The following is a 17,152-nucleotide window of genomic DNA, read 5'->3' as shown; positions in this document are numbered from 1 at the left end:
TCTCCCGATGTCAGCCACAGTCCCGTTTTGCTGTGCGTTCCCTGTGGCAAACTCGCGCGCTTCGTTGGCAGCCCAGCAGTACCCATGAACAAGATCACCCGCCAGATCGCCGCCGAGATCCGCGTCGGCGAACAGCAGGTGCGGGCGGCCGTCGACCTGCTCGACGGCGGCGCCACGGTCCCCTTCATCGCCCGCTACCGCAAGGAAGCCACTGGCGGCCTCGACGACGTGCAGCTGCGTGAACTGCAGTTCCGGCTGGGCTACCTGCGCGAGCTGGAAGAGCGCCGCGAGGCGGTGATCCGAAGCGTCGAGGAACAGGGAAAGCTCACGCCCGAGCTGCGCGCCGCCTTCGAGGCCGCGCCGACCAAGCAGGAGCTGGAAGACCTCTACCTGCCCTTCAAGCCCAAGCGCCGCACCAAGGGCCAGATCGCGCGAGAAGCCGGCATCGAACCGCTGGCGGACAAGCTGTTCGCCGATCCAGGGCTGGACACTGCGGCCCAAGCCCAGGCATTCGTCAAGGCCGAGAAGGGCGAGGGCGGCGAGGACTTCACCACCGTCGCGGCTGTCCTCGACGGCGTGCGCGACATCCTGTCCGAGCGCTGGGCCGAAGAGCCCGCGCTCGTGCAGTCCCTGCGCGAATGGCTGTGGCAGGAAGGACTCTTTCGCAGCAAGCTGGCCGCGGGCAAGGACGAGAACAACCCGGACGTCGCCAAGTTCCGCGACTACTTCGACTACGACGAGCCGATCGGCCGAGTGCCTTCGCATCGCGCCCTGGCGGTGTTCCGCGGCCGCCAGCTCGAGATCCTCGATGCCAAGCTCGCCCTGCCGGTCGAGCCGGAGCCCGGCAAGCCTTCGATCGCGGAAGGGAAGATCGCGCTGCAGCTGGGCTGGTCGCACCAGGGCCGGCCCGCCGACGATCTGCTGCGCAAGTGCGTGGCCTGGACCTGGCGCGTGAAGCTGTCGCTGTCGCTCGAACGCGACCTGTTCACGCGGCTGCGCGAAGAAGCGGAGAAGGTCGCGATCAAGGTCTTCGCCGACAACCTGCGCGACCTGCTGCTCGCCGCGCCGGCGGGGCCGAAGGTGGTGATGGGCCTGGACCCGGGCATCCGCACCGGCGTGAAGGTCGCGGTGGTCGACGCCACCGGCAAGCTGGTGGACACGGCCACCGTCTATCCGCACGAGCCGCGCCGCGACTGGGACGGCTCCCTCCACACGCTGGAGCGCCTGTGCCGCAAGCACGGCGTGAACCTGGTCGCCATCGGCAACGGCACGGCCAGCCGTGAGACGGACAAGCTCGCGGCCGACCTCGGCAAGCGGGTCGAAGGCCTGCAGCGGATCGTGGTCAGCGAAGCCGGCGCCTCCGTCTATTCGGCCAGCGAGTTCGCCTCGCAGGAGATGCCGGACGTGGACGTCAGCCTGCGCGGCGCGGCCAGCATCGCGCGGCGGCTGCAGGACCCGCTGGCCGAGCTGGTGAAGATCGATCCCAAGTCCATCGGCGTCGGGCAGTACCAGCACGACGTCAACCAGACGGAACTGGCGCGCACGCTGGACGCGGTGGTCGAGGACTGCGTGAACTCGGTGGGCGTGGACCTCAACACGGCCAGCGTGCCGCTGCTCACGCGCGTGTCGGGGCTGACATCGTCCGTGGCCAAGTCGCTCGTGCGCTGGCGCGAAGCCAACGGCGCGTTCCGCAGCCGCCAGCAGCTGCTGGAAGTGAGCGGGCTGGGCGCCAAGACCTTCGAACAGAGCGCCGGCTTCCTGCGGATCCGCGAGGGCCAGAACCCGCTGGACATGACCGGCGTGCACCCCGAGACCTATCCGGTGGTGGAGAAGATGATCGCCGCGACCGGCAAGCCCGTCGCCGAGCTCATGGGTCGCGCCGAGATGCTCAAGACGCTCAAGCCGGAGCTGTTCGCCAACGAGCGCTTCGGCGTCATCACGGTGCGCGACATCCTCACCGAACTCGAGAAACCCGGCCGCGACCCGCGCCCCGACTTCAGGGTCGCCCGCTTCAACGACGGCGTGGAAGACATCGCCGACCTGAAGGAAGGCATGGTGCTGGAGGGCACGGTGAGCAACGTGGCGCAGTTCGGCGCCTTCGTCGACCTCGGCGTGCACCAGGACGGCCTCGTGCACGTGAGCCAGCTGTCCAACCGCTTCGTCAATGACGCGCGCGAGGTGGTCAAGACCGGCGACATCGTCAAGGTCAAGGTGCTGGAAGTGGACGCCGCCCGCAAGCGCATCAGCCTGACCATGAAGATGGACGCCAAGGGCACGCCGCGGCGCGATGGCCCGCGCGACAACCGCTTCGAAGGCGCGGGCCGGGGCCAGCGCGCACCCAGCAACCAGCAGTTGAACACCGCGATGGCGGGCGCCTTCGCGAAACTGCAGCAGGTTCGCAAGTAGGGCCCATGGCCGCGGCGCGCGCGCTCAGGATCCACGCCGGGCCGCGCGCGCGACGCCACATCGAGCAGCACGGGCTGCGTCCGCAGGACATCAGCGTCATCCCGGGCGCTGCGGGCGGGCCCAAGGGCCTGGTGCTGGGGCCGCTCGACCGCTTCATCTTCGGCGAATGGCTGCCTCGCTCGCAGCAGCCGGTGCACCTGGTCGGCGCTTCGATCGGCGCGTGGCGGATGGCCACGGCCTGCCTCGACGAGGCGATCCCCGCCTTCGAACGGCTCGAGCGCGACTACATCGCGCAGGACTACGAGCTGGAGCCCGGACGTAAGACGCCGACGGCCCGGCACGTGAGCCAGCGATTTTCGGAGAACCTCGCGTCCTTCTACGGCGGCCGCGTGCGGCAGGTGCTGGACCATCCGCGGTACCGGCTGCACATCGTCACCTCGCGCGGCCGCCACCTGCTGTCGCGCGAACACCGCTTCGGCACGCCGGTGGGCTACCTGGGCGCCTACCTTTCCAACAGCCTGCACCGCCGGGCGCTGTGCGCCTGGCTGGAGCGGGTGGTGTTTTCGTCAGGACCGGACCCGGAGGCGCTCAGCCTGCCATTCGACGAGCAGGACTTCAGCACGCGCCAGGTGCACCTGACCGAAGAGAACTTCCATCCGGCCTTGCAGGCGAGCTGCTCGATTCCTTTCGTGCTACAGGCGATCCACGACATCCCCGGCGCGCCGCGCGGCGCCTACTGGGACGGCGGCATCACCGACTACCACCTGCACCTCAATTACGCGGCGGCACATCCGCAGGGGCTCGTGCTGTACCCGCATTTCCAGAAAGCGGTCGTGCCGGGCTGGCTGGACAAGGCCTGGCGCTGGCGGCACGGCGCGACGGCGTTCCTGGAGAACACGGTAGTGCTGGCGCCTGATCCCGAGTGGGTTCGCGGGCTGCCAAATGGCAGGCTGCCGGACCGCAGGGACTTCGCGCGGTACGGCACCGACCTCGCCTCGCGCATGAAGGTGTGGCAGGCCGCGGCCTCGGCCAGCGCGCAGCTGGCCGAAGAGTTCTCGCAGTGGCTGGAGCGGCCGGACCCGGGCCGCGTGGAAGCGCTCTAGATCAGAGCGACTCGGCGAGCATCCGCTCGTAGTCCTTCGCATCCGCGATGCGCGGATTGGTCTTGTGGCAGTGGTCGGCCAGCGCGTTCTTGATGATCTTGTCGAACCAATCGCGCTGCACGCCCATCTCGGCCAGGCCCTTGGGCAGACCCAGGCGGGCGTTCATGTCGCGGATCGCATCGGGGATGTCGCCTGCGGAGGACAGCCCCATCGCATGCGCCATGCGCTCCAGGCGGCGCTCCTTCTGAACCGACTCGGCCTGCGCGTTGAAGCGCACGACGGCCGGCAGGAACATGGCGTTGAGCGTGCCGTGGTGCAGCTGCGGGTTGACGCCGCCCAGGCTGTGGCTGAGCGAATGCACGCAGCCCAGGCCCTTCTGGAACGCCATGGCGCCCTGCATCGAAGCGCTCATCAGCTGGGAGCGCGCCTCGCGGTCGCTGCCGTTGCGGGTGGCGCGCTCGATGTTGGCCCAGCCGCGCTCCAGGCCGTCCAGCGCGATGCCGTCGGCGGGCGGGTTGAAGGCGGCCGACATGAAGGTCTCCATGCAGTGGGCGATGGCGTCCATGCCGGTGGCGGCCGTCAGCTTTGGCGGCAGGCCGAGCGTGAGCTCGGGGTCGCAGATCGCGGTGCGCGGGATCAGGTGCGGCGAGTGGAAGCCGAGCTTGCGGCCGTCGTCGACGATGATGATCGCGCCCCGGGCCACTTCGCTGCCGGTGCCGCTCGTGGTGGGCACGGCGATCAGCGGCGCGGTTTTCTCGCTGATGCGCGGCGAGCCGCCCTCGATGGTGGCGTAGTGGGTGAGGGGACCTTCATGCGTCGCGGCGATCGCCACGCCCTTGGCGCAGTCGATGGACGAGCCGCCGCCCACGGCGATGAGGCCGTCGCAACGCTGCTCCTGGTAGATCCTGGCGGCCGCGCGCACCGCCGCTTCGGTGGGGTTGGAAGGCGTCTGGTCGAACACTGCATACGGCAGCGGCCCGAGCGCGTCCAGCGCCTTCTGCAGCACGCCCGCGGCCTTGACGCCGGGATCGGTGACCACCAGGGGGCGGGTGATGCCCACGCGCTTGCATTCGTCCTGCAGCAGGCGCACGGCGCCGAAGTCGAACTGGATCTGGGTGACGTAGTTGATGAGGGCCATGGTGCGGTCGCTGTCCTAAGATGCCGTTCGACTGTATCCGAGCCGCAAACCGACGTCAGCGTGACCTACCTCCCGGAAATCCCGGAACTGGCCCCCAGGATGCGCTCGCTGCTCGAGCGCATGTCCCGGGTGCGGCAGCAGCCTCTTCACGAGCTATCGCCGCAGGCGGCGCGGGCGGCCTACGAGGTTTCGGCCGAAGTGCTGGAGCTGCCGCGCCGCGCCTTGCCGCACGTGCAGGACCTCGAAATTCCGGCGGGCGACGGCGCTCGATTGCCGGCCAGGCTGTACCAGCTCGACGGTGCGCCTCCTGGCGTGCTGCTGTACCTGCATGGAGGGGGCTTCACCATCGGCAGCGTCGCCACCCACGACATCCTCTGCCGCGAGCTCACGGCGCTCTCGGGTTGCGCCGTGCTCTCGCTGGGCTACCGGCTCGCGCCGGAGCACCGGTTCCCCGTCGCGGTGGAGGACGCGTGGGCCGGCCTGTGCTGGCTGGCGGAGCAGCGCCCGGTGTTGGGTTTCGGTGGCGCGCGCATAGCCGTCGGCGGTGACAGCGCAGGCGGCACGCTGGCGGCCGTGAACGCGATCCGCGCGCGGGACGCAGGGCTGCCGCTGGCCCTGCAGCTGCTGTTCTATCCCGGCACGGCGGCGCGGCAGGACAGCGGCTCGCACCGGCGGTATGGGCGCGGCCTCGTGCTCGAGCAGGCCCACATCGACTACTTCTTCGGCCAGTACATCGAGCCGGCGCAGCGCGACGACTGGCGATTCGCGCCGCTGAACGCGTCCGACGTCGAGGGTGTCGCGCCGACGTGGATAGGCCTGGCCGAATGCGATCCGTTGTTCGACGAAGGCATCGCCTACGCGGATAAACTGCGCGGCGCGGGGGTGGCCGTCGAGCTGGAGGTCTGGCGCGGCGTCACCCACGAGTTCATCAAGATGGGCCGCGCGCTCCCTGAAGCCCGCGAGGCCCATGCCGCCGCCGCCCGGGCCCTCGCCAACGCCTTGCGCACACCATGAAACGAAACGAATTCCGCTTCTTCCACCGCCTGCGCGTGCGCTGGGCCGAGGTGGACATGCAAAAGATCGTCTTCAACGCGCACTACCTGATGTACTTCGACACCGCGGTGGCCGACTACTGGCGCGCGCTGGCCTTGCCGTACGAGGAAGCCATGCACCAGCTGGACGGCGACCTCTACGTCAAGAAGGCGACGGTGGAATTCAACGCCTCGGCCCGCATGGACGACATGCTCGACGTGGGGCTGCGCTGCGGCCGCATCGGCAATTCGTCCATGGCATTCCAGGGCGCGATCTTCCGTGGCGAGCAACTCCTCATCACCTGCGAGCTGGTCTATGTCTTCGCCGACCCCGCGACGCAGACGTCGCGGCCGGTGCCGCAGGCGCTGCGGGCGATCCTGACCGGCTTCGAGGCCGGCGAACCGGTGGTGGAGGTGCGCACGGGCCGCTGGGCCGATCTGGGCAAGGATGCATCCGCGATCCGCACCAGCGTCTTCGTCGAAGAACAGCGCATCCCCGCCGAGATGGAATGGGACGAGGCGGATGAGGACGCGGTGCATGCCGTCGCCTACAACCGGCTCGGCCAACCCGTGGCTACCGGCCGGTTGCTGCAGGCGCGTCCCGGCGAAGCCAAGGTCGGCCGCATGGCCGTGCACCAGGTGCTGCGCGGAAGCGGGCTGGGGCGGCAGGTGCTGCAGGCGCTGTCGGACGCGGCCGCGGCTCACGGTGACACGCGCGTCGTGCTGCATGCGCAGAGGACCGCCGAGGACTTCTACCGCCGGCTCGGGTTCCAGCCCCAGGGGGAGCCCTTCGACGAAGCCGGCATCCCGCACATCGAGATGTCCGCGCCGCTGCCGCTTCAGGCGCGCTGAGCGGCGGCCGCAATGGCCAGGAAGAAGCCGCGCGTCGCTGCAGCCGCAACGATGGCGGCGCCCGGGCCTGCGGCGGCAGCGCCACCCCTGGCGGCTCGCAGCCAAGGAGGATCGGGCACGGTCGCGTTGCTGCTCGCGGCCATCATGCTGCTCGCGCCCGCGTTGGGCGTGCCCAACGAGCTGATGCTGCAGGACACGCTCAAGTCCATCATCGTTTCCTTCGGCGCGCTGATCGCCTCACTGGTCTTCTTCTTCGAGCGGCGCCGGCGGCCGCAGCCGGTGCTGTGGCATCCCGTGATCTGGTTGCCCCTGCTGCTGATGGCCTGCGCGATCGGCAGCATGGCCTGGTCGCACACCTACCTGGCGGGTGTCGAAGCGATCCGCTGGTTCGTGTTCGCGCTGCTGGTGTGGCTCGGACTGAACACGTTCACGCAATCGCGGCTGCCTTTGGTTGCTTGGGGCATCCACGGCGGTGCGGTGCTGTGTTCCCTGTGGGCGGCGCTGCAGTTCTGGGTGGACTGGCGCTTCTTCCCGCAGGGCCCGCCGCCGGCGTCGACCTTCGTCAACCGCAACTTCTTCGCCGAGTTCGTGGTGTGCACCTTGCCTTTCTCGGCGCTGCTGCTCGCACGGGCCCGGCAGAGCGCGGCCATCGCGCTGCTGTCGGCCAGCACGGCGCTGGTGATCGTGACCGTGCTCATGACCGGCACGCGCGCAGCGCTGCTCGCGTTGTGGCTGCAGTTGCTGGTCGTGCTGCCCTTCATGCTGTGGCGATACCGGGACGGGTTTGCGATGGCCGGGTGGGACACCGCCCGGCGCGCGCTGGCCGCGGGCGTCCTGCTCGCCGGTGTGCTCGGCCTGGGCATGATCCCGAGCGGCAACGACCGCCTGCTGGCGGAGGGCCGCGGCGACACGCCGCTGGTGCGGGGCCTGCAACGCACCGCCTCCATCGCGCCCGGCGATGAATCGCTGGGCATACGGATGGTGATGTGGAAGGCGACGCTGGGCATGATCGCCGACCGGCCGGTCACGGGTGTGGGCGCCGGGGCGTGGGAGGTGCAGATCCCGCTGTACCTCCCCCGCGGCACGCAGGTGGAGACCGACTATTACGTGCACAACGAGGTGCTGCAGGCGCTCGCCGAATACGGGCTGGCGGGCCTGGTGTTCCTGGCCGGACTGTTCGGCTGGCTGCTGCAGGCGGCGTGGCGCACCTGGCACGCCGGCGATGCCGAGTCGCGCGAGGAGGGGCCTTGGCGCGCCACCGCGCTGTGCACCCTGCTCGCAATGCTGGTCGTCAGCAATGTGGGATTTCCGTGGCGGATGGCTGCGACGGGCGCGCTGTTCGCGCTGGCCTTGGGCGTGGTGGCAGCATCGGACGCGCGCTTGCGCGTGCAAGGGCGGACTGCTCCGGTCGCCTTCCCGTGGACACGCGGCTGGTCGACAGCCGCCCTGGCGGGCGCAGGCGCCTGCACCGTGCTGGCCGCCTACATCACGCACCAGGCCGCCGAGTGCGAGCGCAAGATCGTGCAGGCCGCCAGCATCGCGCTGCAGATCACCGCGTCCGGCCGCCCGGGCGCGCCCCAATGGGAGCCGTCCAAGGCGCGGATGCTGCAGCTGACCCGCGAGGCGATCGCGATCAATCCGCACTACCGCAAGATCACGCCGCTGGTCGCGGACGAACTGGCCGGCTGGGGCGACTGGAAGAACGCCGCCTGGATCTGGGAATCGGTGCTCGAATCGCGGCCGCACGTGGTGGCCATCCTCACGAACGTGGCGCGCGCACATGCACAGCTGGGCCGGCCGAAAGAAGCGATGCAGACGCTCGAGCACGCGAAGGCGATCTCGCCGGATGCGCCTTCGGTGCGCTCGCTCGAGGTGATCATGCTTTCGCGCCAGGGCCAGGACGCTCGGGCCATCGAGCTCGCACGCACTGCGATCCGCGAAGGCTTCCACGACGTGGACCTGCTGCGAAACGCCTTCCTGATCGGCTGGCGCACGGGCGACGCTTCGCTGCTCGGCGAAGCAATGGACGTCCTGCTGAAGGACTACCCGGCGGCGCGCGCCGACAGCCTGCTGCTGCTGGCCGACTTCCAGTTCCGGGCTTTGAGGGACGAGGCGAAGGCGGTGGACAGCTGGCGCGAGGCACTGGCCCTCGCGCCCGCGGCGCGCCGGGGCGCGATCCTGGCGCAAGTGCCGCCGGCGCTGCGGCCCCGCGTCGAGCGCTGATCAGACGTCCGCGAGCAGCGGGTAGGGGAGGGGCAGCCGATCGAGGATCGGGCCGTCGGGGCTGCCCACGTTCAGGCGCCCGCCTTCCGCAGCCGTCGTCTGCATGGAGACGATCGCGTCCCAGCCGCCTTGCGGCGCCGGCGCCGCTTCGGCCACCGTGCCGACCGGCTGCGACGGGTCGCTCTCGTGGAACACCTCCTGGCCGGCCTGCATCGGGGCCGGCCCGTGCACCACGTAGCCGCGCCGCTTGAGGGTGCCGCGGAACTGGCTGCGCGCGACGATTTCCTGGCCGGGGTAGCAGCCCTTCTTGAAGTTCACGCCGCCGACGGATTCGTAGTTGAGCATCTGCGGCACGAAGGCCTCGGTCACCGGTGCGGTGATCGTGGCGATGCCGCTGCGCACCTCGCCCCACTGCCAGGTTTCGAAGGGCAGATCGGCGCCCGGCGGGGCCGGCTCACCCGCGGGGGCGATCCAGAGCGCTCGCGGCTGGCCGTCCGCGGGGTACAGCGACACGACCTGGGCGGCGCCGGACTGGCGCACGGTCCACGGCTCCCCCGGGCCCTGCAGCGCCTCGACCGCCGCATCCCCCGCAAGGCCGAACAGCGAGAAGTCCGCCGATGCGTCGCTGAGCTTCGCCTTGGACCGGAGAACGAACATCGAGAGCCGCTTGAGCGTGGGCGCGAGCAGGTCACGCGAGGTGACCAGCAGGATCTGCTCGGGACCCGAGGGCACGCCCACGAAACTGGCCAGCATGCGGCCCTTGGCGCTGCAGAAAGCCGCCAGCCGCGCCTGGCCCGGCGGCAGCAGCGCGAAATCCTGGGTGAGCTGGTTGTGCAGGAAGCGCGCGGCGTCCTCGCCTTGCGCCCGGATCACGCCTAGATGCGACAGTGCGCAGCGGCCTTCGAGAGGGTGGACCATCGCTCCATTATCATGGCCGCTCGAATTCCATTCGGGTGATCAGGGACAGTGGCACGCTTGCTCAAGACGGTCTTCCTGCTCGGCGTGCTGGCCCTGCTGGCCGCCGCCGGCGCGGGCTGGTGGTGGGTCCACCAGCCGCTGCGGCTTCCGGCGCCATCCGTCGACCTTTCCATCGAGCCCGGCACGCTGCCGCGCGGCGTCGCGCAGGCGGTGAGCGATGCGGGCGTGAAGGTCAACCCGGAGCTGCTCTATGCCTTCTTCCGCCTCTCGGGGCAGGCGCGTCAGATCAAGGCCGGCAGCTACGAGCTGGAGGCGGGCATCACGCCTCGCCGGCTGCTCTCGAAACTGGCGCGCGGCGAGGAAAGCCTGCGCGCGATCACGCTGGTCGAAGGCTGGAACATCCGCCAGCTGCGCGCCGCGCTGGCCAAGGAGGAGAGCCTGCGGCAGGAAGCGGGAAAGCTGGATGACACGGCGATGATGGCGCTGCTGGGCCGGGCGGGCCAGCATCCGGAAGGGCGCTTCTTCCCCGATACCTACACCTACGCGAAGGGCAGCACCGACACGGCGCTGCTGCGTCGTGCGATGCGTGCCATGGACCGCCGCCTGCAGGACGCCTGGGCACAGCGCTCGCCGCAGGCCGTGGTCAAGTCGCCCGAGGAGGCGTTGATCCTGGCCAGCATCGTCGAGAAGGAAACCGGCCGCGGCGCGGACCGGCCGCTGATCTCGGCCGTGTTCAACAACCGGCTGCGCATCGGCATGGCGCTGCAGACCGATCCCACGGTGATCTACGGCATGGGCGCGGCGTTCAACGGCAACCTGCGCAAGGTCGACCTGCAGACCGACACGCCCTGGAACACCTACACGCGAGCCGGCCTGCCGCCCACGCCGATCGCGATGCCGGGCAAGGCCGCGCTGATCGCGGCGGTGCAGCCGGCGCCGAGCAAGGCGCTGTACTTCGTGGCGCGGGGGGACGGCAGCAGCCAATTCAGCGAGACGCTCGACGAGCACAACCGCGCCGTGAACCGTTACCAGAGGGGCCAGTGACGGCCGGCCTCTTCATCAGCTTCGAAGGCATCGATGGCGCCGGCAAGTCGACCCACGTGGAGGCGCTCGCGCAAGCCTTCCGCGACGCAGGCCGCAGCGTGACGCTCACGCGCGAGCCCGGCGGCACACCCTTGGCCGAGCAGCTTCGCGTTCTGGCCTTGAACACCGCGATGGACCCGCTCACCGAGGCGCTGCTGATGTTCGCCGCGCGCCGCGACCACCTGCAGCAGGTGATCGAGCCGGCGCTCGCGCGCGGCGAGGTGGTGCTGTGCGACCGATTTACCGATGCCACCTTCGCCTACCAGGGCGGCGGTCGCGGCTTCGACCTCGCGGTGCTGGCTCAACTGGAGCGTTGGGTCCAGGCGGTGGACGCATTGCCGGCAGGGCAGCTGCGGCAGCCGCAGCTCACGATGTGGTTCGAGCTGTCGCCGGAGGCGGCCGCGCAGCGGCTCGCAGGGGCGAGGGCGCCGGACCGGTTCGAGTCGCAGCCGGTGGAGTTCTTCCGCAAGGTCGCCGACGGCTACGCCCGGCGTGCCGCGGGTGATCCGGGGCGCTTCGCACGCATCGACGGCAGCCTTCCGCGTGAGCAGGTCTGGCAGCAGGTGCTGGATGCGGTTCGGCGAAAGGGGTGGCTGGCATGAGCGCGACCGCCCCCTGGATCACGCAGCAAGCCGAGGTCTTGCTGGCGCAGCGCGGACACGCTTGGCTGCTGCAGGGTCCCTCGGGATTGGGCCAGTACGCGCTGGCGCTGGAGCTCGCGCGGGCCTGGCTCTGTGAGCAGCCGACACCGCAAGGCGCTTGCGGCGCCTGCGGGAGCTGCCACGCCGTCGAAGTCCGGACCCATGCCGACCTGAGCGTGCTGATGCCGGAGACGGCGATGCAGGCGCTGGGCTGGCCGCTGCCGGAGAAGGCGCAGCAGGAACTGGACGACAAGAAGCGCAAGCCGAGCCGCGAGATCCGCGTCGAGGCGATGCGCGATGCCATCGAGTTCGCCCAGCGCACCAGCGCTCGCGGGCGCGGCAAGGCCGTGCTGGTCTATCCGGCCGAGCGGATGAACACGGTCACCGCCAACGCGTTGCTCAAGACGCTGGAGGAGCCGCCGGGCGACGTGCGCTTCGTGCTGGCCAGCGAGGCGGCCCACCAGCTGCTGCCCACGATCCGCAGCCGCTGCCTGGGACACACGATGCGCTGGCCCGAGCCGGCGCAGAGCGAGGCCTGGCTGGCGGAGCAGGGCGTGCCGGCGGCCGACGTGCCCGTGCTGTTGCGCGCTGCCGGCGGCCGCCCGGAACAGGCGCTGGCGCTCGCGCAAGCCGGTCGCAGTGCGAAGGCCTGGGCCCAGCTGCCGAAGGCGATCTCGCGCGGCGATGTTGCCGCCCTGGGCGACTGCACGCCGGCCGAGGCCATCGACGTCCTGCAGAAGGTTTGCCACGACATGCTCGCCGCTCGCGCCGGCGCAGCCCCGCGCTTCTTCGATCCCACCGACCTGCCCCGCACGGGCAGCTACGAGTCGCTCACCGCGTGGTGGCGTGAACTCGCGCAGGAACAAAAAACAGCGGAACACCCGTTCAACGCCGGCCTGATGCTCGAATCGCTTGTGAGCCGGGCGCGGTCGGCCCTACACTCGGCAAGCTGATCCGTTCAGCCTTGCCCATGAGCACCCCCTCCACGCCCCGCCCCAGCGTCATCCAGCTCGCCATCAAGGAGAAGGCGGCGCTGTACGCGGCGTACATCCCGCTCTTCGCGGACGGCGGCGTGTTCATTCCCACCACGCGCGACTACAAGCTGGGCGACGACGTCTACGTGCTGCTCTCGCTGCCGGACGACCCGCAGCGCTACCCCGTGGCCGGCAAGGTGGCCTGGGTGACACCGCCTCGGGCGGCGGCCAACCGCACCCAGGGCGTCGGCGTCCGGTTCCCGGCCGACGAAAAGTCCAAGCTGCTCAAGCTCAAGATCGAGGAGATCCTGGGCGGGCACCTGGCCTCCGAGCGGCCCACCCAGACCATCTGATCCCGCCCGCGGACCGCGCGGGCGCTGGTGCATCATCGACGGATGTTCGTCGATTCGCACTGTCACCTGAGCTTTCCTGAACTGTCCAACCGCTTGGCCGAGATCCGCGCCGCCATGGCGCAGGCGCAGGTGGACACAGCCCTTTGCATCTGTACGACGCTCGAGGAGTTCGAGACTGTCCACGCGCTCGCGATGGACTACGGCAACTTCTGGGCCACGGTGGGCGTTCATCCGGACAACGAGGGAGTCACGGAGCCGAGCCTGGACGACCTTCTGGACCGTGCCGCGCGGCCGAAGGTGGTCGCGATCGGCGAGACCGGCCTGGACTATTACCAGATGGATGAGCGCAAGGGCGGACGCAGCGTGGCCGATCTGGAATGGCAGCGGAAGCGCTTCCGCACGCACATCCGGGCCGCTCGGCAATGCCGCAAGCCGCTGGTGATCCACACCCGCGCGGCGTCGCAGGACACCATCGCGATCCTGAAGGAGGAGGGCGAAGACGGGTCCCCTGGCAGCGCGGGGGGCGTGTTCCATTGCTTCACCGAAACCGCCGAAGTGGCGCGCGCTGCGCTGGACCTCGGCTTCTACGTTTCGTTTTCCGGGATCGTGACCTTCAAGAATGCGGCCGACCTGCGGGAAGTCGCCGCCTTTGTGCCCGAGGACCGGCTGCTGATCGAAACCGACAGCCCGTACCTGGCGCCGGTGCCGTACCGGGGAAAGACCAATGATCCGTCGCTGGTTCCCTATGTGGCGCGGCAGATCGCGGAGGTCCGGGGGGTGCCGCTGGAAGCCATCGCGGAGCTGACGAGCCGCAATTTCGAGCGGCTTTTCGCGGGGGTGCGAACATGAGAAAGTACTTCAGGTTCGCCGTTTACCTCTATGTTTCCGCTTGGGTTTCTCTGGCCCATGCCGGTTCCTACGAAGACTTCTTCGCGGCCATCAAGCAGGACGACGGCCCGGCGATCACCCAGCTCCTGCAGCGTGGATTCGACCCCAACACGCCCAGCCCGGACGGACAGCACGGCCTCTACCTGGCGCTGCGGGAAGGCTCGCTGAAGGCGGCGCAGGCGCTGATCGACTGGCCCAAGACCAATGTCGAAGCCCGAAATGCCAACGACGAAAGCCCGCTGATGATTGCGGCGCTGAAGGGCCACATGGCCATGGTCAAGAAGCTTGTCGAGCGCGATGCCGACATCAACAAGCCTGGCTGGGCGCCGCTGCATTACGCGGCGACCGGCGGGCACCTGGAGATCATGGAATTCCTGCTGGAGCACCATGCGTTCATCGACGCGGAGTCGCCCAACGGGACCACGCCGCTGATGATGGCGGCGCACTACGGCACGACCGCGGCGGTCAAGCTGCTGCTCGAGGCCGGCGCGGACACGGCCATGAAGAACAAGCTCGGGATGACGGCGATTGATTTCGCCCGGCGCGGGAACCGGCCGGATGCGGCGGAGCTGATCGCGGCGCACATCCGGGGCCAGCAGCCCAAGGGCAAGTGGTGAGCGGCTTTTTGCTGTCGTTCTGAGTTGATACGATGTGCATTATGTCAAATTGCGCGGGGACCGCAGCTGGATGCGGGCCGCCCGCTTGCACCTAGACGGCAATACCAACGTACTACTTGGCAGAAACACCCTGCAAAGCCTCCATGTTTGGTTACCAACTGCCGGGCTAGCCCTTCGAAAGCTTGTGAAGTAGTTCACTTTCTGGCCTTGCTTCCTGAAGAGCCCGGACCTACCTTGTCAGCCCGCTGTCGATTTACGGCACATCAGGGACCAAAAGTGGCAGTCATGAGCTGGATCACACCAAGTCTTCGCAACAGCCTTTACGGGCTTCTGGGTCACTCGCAACCGAGCGAATCGCTCCTGGACAACCGCCTGGAGGACATCCGGGAGCAGATGCTCGAGTTGATTGACGGCGACGATGGCCCGCGCCATCCGCACGTCATCCGGCGGATCCGCTACGCCACGGACCTGCAGGCGCTCTGGTACTTGCGCGGGGATCTGATGGCGGTGCTGGCCGGCATGCACGGCGAGGCGCAGGCCCGGCGCCAGGTCCGCGGCATCACCGACATGTTCCGGGGCCTGCTGCCCGGGAGCCTGACGTCGCGCCCCAGCCCGCTTTTCGGCTGAACTCCGGGCCGGCTAGTGCCGGTGCCCCCAGAGTAGGAAAGCGTCGCGCCCCTCCACCGCCAGGTGGACTTCGGCGCCCACCGGAAGCGCCACCTTCGTCGGCACATGCCCGAAAGGCAGGCCGGTGAACACAGGCGCCTTGACCTGCGTCCGCAGCCATTCGACGACGGTCTTCATGCGAAAGCCCTTGTCGTGCGGCACCAGCTTGTAGTTGTTGAACTGGCCGAACACGATGGCCTTCTGCTGCTGCAAAACGCCGGCATAGAGCATCTGCGTGAGCATGCGCTCGACGCGGTACGGGTGCTCCGAAACGTCCTCGATGAACAGGATGCCGCCGCGGACCTTCGGCAGCCATGGCGTACCGACCAGGGTCGCCAGGATCGCGAGATTGCCGCCCCAGAGCAGACCCTTGAAAGGACGGAATCCCTCCACCCGCTCAGATGCCGGCAACTGCCAGCCCGCGCCCTCGCCTTGCCCGCTGGACAGGTCCTCGAAGCAGGCCTGCATGATGTCGTCGGGCTCGCCTTCGACGCCGAAATCCTCGCCGACGGCGGGGCCCGCCCAGGTGACGCTGCCGGTTTTCGCCAGCACCGCACACTGGAATGCAGTGAAGTCGCTCAGGCCCACGAAGCGCGTTCCACCGCGAACCGCCTTCGCGATCGCCTTGTACGGCAGACGCGGCAAAAGCCGCGTGAGGCCGTAGCCGCCGCGTGTGATCAGCGCGATGTCCGCGCCGCTCGCCGCCGCGCGGCCGATCGCCGCCAGCCGCGTATCGTCGTCACCCGCAAAGCGCATGTGGGTGGCGAACGTAGCCGGATCGAGTTCGACTTCATGGCCCAGTGCCCGCAGGCGGGCGATGCCGCGCCGGACGGCGGGTTTGTCTCGAACGGCACTGGAGGGGGAAAAGATGTAGATGCGCGAGCGGTCGGTCACGGCCGGAAGTATCCCACTGCCCGGCGCGCGATCTCCTCGCCATGCTCCGGCACGAAGTGGCCGGCCTGCTGCAGCACCATCGGTTCGGGGCAGCCGCGGATCTGCGCTCGCAGCGCATGCATCACCGGCGGCCCGAGCACCGGGTCCTGCGCGCCGATCGCCATGAAGCTGCGGCCCTGCCAGTCGTCGCGCCAGAAGTCGCGCGCGCGCCGCGAGACCTCCGCGCCTTCCGAATGCGGGAACTCCGGCACCATGGGCGGAAAGGCCCGCAGCGCCGCGCGATGGCCGCGGTCCGGGAAAGGCGCGTTGTAGGCCGCGCATTCCTGCGGGCTCAGGTGCGGATTGCCGCGCGCGAACAGCCTGGCCACGTCGAACTCCGGATTGCGCGCGCACATCTCGCGCCAGGCCAGGAAGCCTTCGCTGAGCGGCACCTCGCCGGTGGCCAGCACCGTGTTCATCACCAGCAGCCCGCGGTAGCGGCCGGGCGCTTCCATCGGCAGCGTCAGCCCGAGCAGGCCGCCCCAGTCCTGCACCACGAGCACGATGTCGTGGAGGTCCAGGCGCTCGACGAACTCCAGCAGCATCTGCCGGTGGAACCCGAAACCGTGGGCCGAATCCTTCTTCGGCTTGTCGCTCTTGCCGAAGCCGATCATGTCGGGTGCGACCACGCGATGCCCCTCGGCGAGAAACACCGGCATCATCTTGCGGTACAGGTAGCTCCAGGCCGGGTTGCCGTGCAGGCACAGCCAGGTGATCGGCGCCTCCTTCGGGCCTTCGTCCAGGTAGTGCATCCGCAGCCCGCGCAGCGACGGCAGGTCGCTCAGGTACTGCGGCGCCCACGGATAACCGGGCAGGCCGGCGAACCGCTCCTGCGGCGTGCGCACGGCGTCCTCGCGCAAGGGATGTTGGGTGCTCCGCGCCTCCTGCCGCCGCGAGGCGAAAAAGCGGGTGATCGGCTCCCCGCATTCGGCCGCCAGCACGCCTCCCGTCGATTGCGTGCGGTGATTGAGGCGGCGCTCCTCGAACAGGTTCAGCACCGAGCCCGCAGCGCCGGTCTTGGGATCGGGCGCGCCGAAGACCACCCGCTTGAGCCGGGCGTGCAGCATCGCTCCGGAGCACATGGCGCACGGCTCCAGCGTGACGAAGAGTTCGCAGCCGTCCAGGCGGTAGTTGCCGAGCGCGGCCGCGGCCTCGCGCAGCGCCATGATCTCGGCGTGAGCCGTGGGATCGTGCCCCGCCACCGGGCGGTTGTGGCCTCGTCCGACCACGCGATCGCCCTGCACCACCACCGCGCCGACCGGCACTTCGCCCGCTGCGAGCGCCAGGCCGGCCTGCGCCAGCGCTTCGCGCATGAAGCCTTCGTCG

Annotated in this window: 16 protein-coding genes; 12 read left to right on the top strand and 4 right to left on the bottom strand. The window is 69.4% G+C overall.

Translation table 11 applies throughout. From position 1 onward, the window contains the following. Positions 1–84: 84 nt before the first annotated feature. Both EZ313_RS20960 and EZ313_RS20955 read left to right on the top strand, forming a co-directional pair. Positions 85–2,406 (top strand): Tex family protein, encoded by a 2,322-nt coding sequence (locus EZ313_RS20960; RefSeq protein WP_135265244.1) that lies wholly within the window; start codon positions 85–87, stop codon positions 2,404–2,406. Between the two features lie 5 nt (positions 2,407–2,411). Next, positions 2,412–3,509: a phospholipase gene (locus EZ313_RS20955; RefSeq protein ID WP_135265243.1), complete on the top strand. Its 1,098-nt coding sequence runs from the start codon at positions 2,412–2,414 to the stop codon at positions 3,507–3,509. A gap of 1 nt (position 3,510) precedes the next feature. On the opposite strand, the gene EZ313_RS20950 is transcribed toward EZ313_RS20955, so the two are convergent. Further along, a complete protein-coding gene (locus EZ313_RS20950) occupies positions 3,511–4,647 on the bottom strand; it encodes an iron-containing alcohol dehydrogenase (RefSeq protein WP_135265242.1) in 1,137 nt (378 codons plus the stop codon). Between the two features lie 99 nt (positions 4,648–4,746). On the opposite strand from EZ313_RS20950, the gene EZ313_RS20945 reads away from it, so the two are divergent. From EZ313_RS20945 to EZ313_RS20935, 3 genes are read left to right on the top strand one after another with little or no spacing between them, the layout of a single operon-like run. Further along, positions 4,747–5,661, top strand: coding sequence for an alpha/beta hydrolase (locus EZ313_RS20945; RefSeq protein WP_135265351.1), 915 nt, complete (start codon positions 4,747–4,749; stop codon positions 5,659–5,661). After that, positions 5,658–6,530 (top strand): YbgC/FadM family acyl-CoA thioesterase, encoded by an 873-nt coding sequence (locus EZ313_RS20940; RefSeq protein WP_135265241.1) that lies wholly within the window; start codon positions 5,658–5,660, stop codon positions 6,528–6,530. Before EZ313_RS20945 ends, EZ313_RS20940 begins: the two co-directional genes overlap by 4 nt. Before the next feature lie 12 nt (positions 6,531–6,542). Further along, on the top strand, positions 6,543–8,753 hold the full coding sequence (locus EZ313_RS20935; RefSeq protein WP_135265240.1) for an O-antigen ligase family protein: 2,211 nt from the start codon (positions 6,543–6,545) through the stop codon (positions 8,751–8,753). Here EZ313_RS20935 and ygfZ read toward each other — a convergent pair whose 3' ends face one another. Next, positions 8,754–9,671: a CAF17-like 4Fe-4S cluster assembly/insertion protein YgfZ gene (ygfZ, locus tag EZ313_RS20930; protein WP_135265239.1), complete on the bottom strand. Its 918-nt coding sequence runs from the start codon at positions 9,669–9,671 to the stop codon at positions 8,754–8,756. A 57-nt stretch (positions 9,672–9,728) separates the two neighbouring features. Between ygfZ and mltG the strand changes: the two genes are divergently transcribed. The 7 genes from mltG (at position 9,729) to EZ313_RS20895 (ending at position 14,854) form a co-directional block, all read left to right on the top strand. Further along, a complete protein-coding gene (mltG, locus tag EZ313_RS20925) occupies positions 9,729–10,715 on the top strand; it encodes an endolytic transglycosylase MltG (RefSeq protein WP_240788727.1) in 987 nt (328 codons plus the stop codon). Next, positions 10,712–11,356 (top strand): dTMP kinase, encoded by a 645-nt coding sequence (tmk, locus tag EZ313_RS20920; protein WP_135265238.1) that lies wholly within the window; start codon positions 10,712–10,714, stop codon positions 11,354–11,356. The genes mltG and tmk overlap by 4 nt, the downstream gene beginning before the upstream one ends. Further along, positions 11,353–12,348, top strand: a complete 996-nt coding sequence (locus EZ313_RS20915; protein ID WP_135265237.1) for a DNA polymerase III subunit delta' — start codon at positions 11,353–11,355, stop codon at positions 12,346–12,348. Before tmk ends, EZ313_RS20915 begins: the two co-directional genes overlap by 4 nt. A gap of 17 nt (positions 12,349–12,365) precedes the next feature. Next, on the top strand, positions 12,366–12,722 hold the full coding sequence (locus EZ313_RS20910) for a PilZ domain-containing protein (protein ID WP_135265236.1): 357 nt from the start codon (positions 12,366–12,368) through the stop codon (positions 12,720–12,722). Between the two features lie 42 nt (positions 12,723–12,764). After that, positions 12,765–13,571: a TatD family hydrolase gene (locus EZ313_RS20905; RefSeq protein ID WP_135265235.1), complete on the top strand. Its 807-nt coding sequence runs from the start codon at positions 12,765–12,767 to the stop codon at positions 13,569–13,571. Beyond that, positions 13,568–14,227 (top strand): ankyrin repeat domain-containing protein, encoded by a 660-nt coding sequence (locus EZ313_RS20900; RefSeq protein WP_135265234.1) that lies wholly within the window; start codon positions 13,568–13,570, stop codon positions 14,225–14,227. The genes EZ313_RS20905 and EZ313_RS20900 overlap by 4 nt, the downstream gene beginning before the upstream one ends. A 285-nt stretch (positions 14,228–14,512) precedes the next feature. Beyond that, positions 14,513–14,854, top strand: a complete 342-nt coding sequence (locus tag EZ313_RS20895) for a hypothetical protein (RefSeq protein ID WP_135265233.1) — start codon at positions 14,513–14,515, stop codon at positions 14,852–14,854. 12 nt (positions 14,855–14,866) lie between these two features. On the opposite strand, the gene EZ313_RS20890 is transcribed toward EZ313_RS20895, so the two are convergent. Both EZ313_RS20890 and tadA read right to left on the bottom strand, forming a co-directional pair. After that, positions 14,867–15,787 (bottom strand): LD-carboxypeptidase, encoded by a 921-nt coding sequence (locus EZ313_RS20890; protein ID WP_135265232.1) that lies wholly within the window; start codon positions 15,785–15,787, stop codon positions 14,867–14,869. Continuing rightward, on the bottom strand, positions 15,784–17,139 hold the full coding sequence (tadA, locus tag EZ313_RS20885) for a tRNA adenosine(34) deaminase TadA (RefSeq protein WP_135265348.1): 1,356 nt from the start codon (positions 17,137–17,139) through the stop codon (positions 15,784–15,786). Before tadA ends, EZ313_RS20890 begins: the two co-directional genes overlap by 4 nt. Between the last annotated feature and the right edge of the window lie 13 nt (positions 17,140–17,152).

Origin of the sequence: Ramlibacter henchirensis (assembly GCF_004682015.1) — a bacterium.
GTDB classification, from domain to species: domain Bacteria; phylum Pseudomonadota; class Gammaproteobacteria; order Burkholderiales; family Burkholderiaceae_C; genus Ramlibacter; species Ramlibacter henchirensis.
The sequence above is the reverse complement of the archived record's forward strand: the minus strand, read 5'-3'. Positions and strand labels throughout refer to the sequence as shown.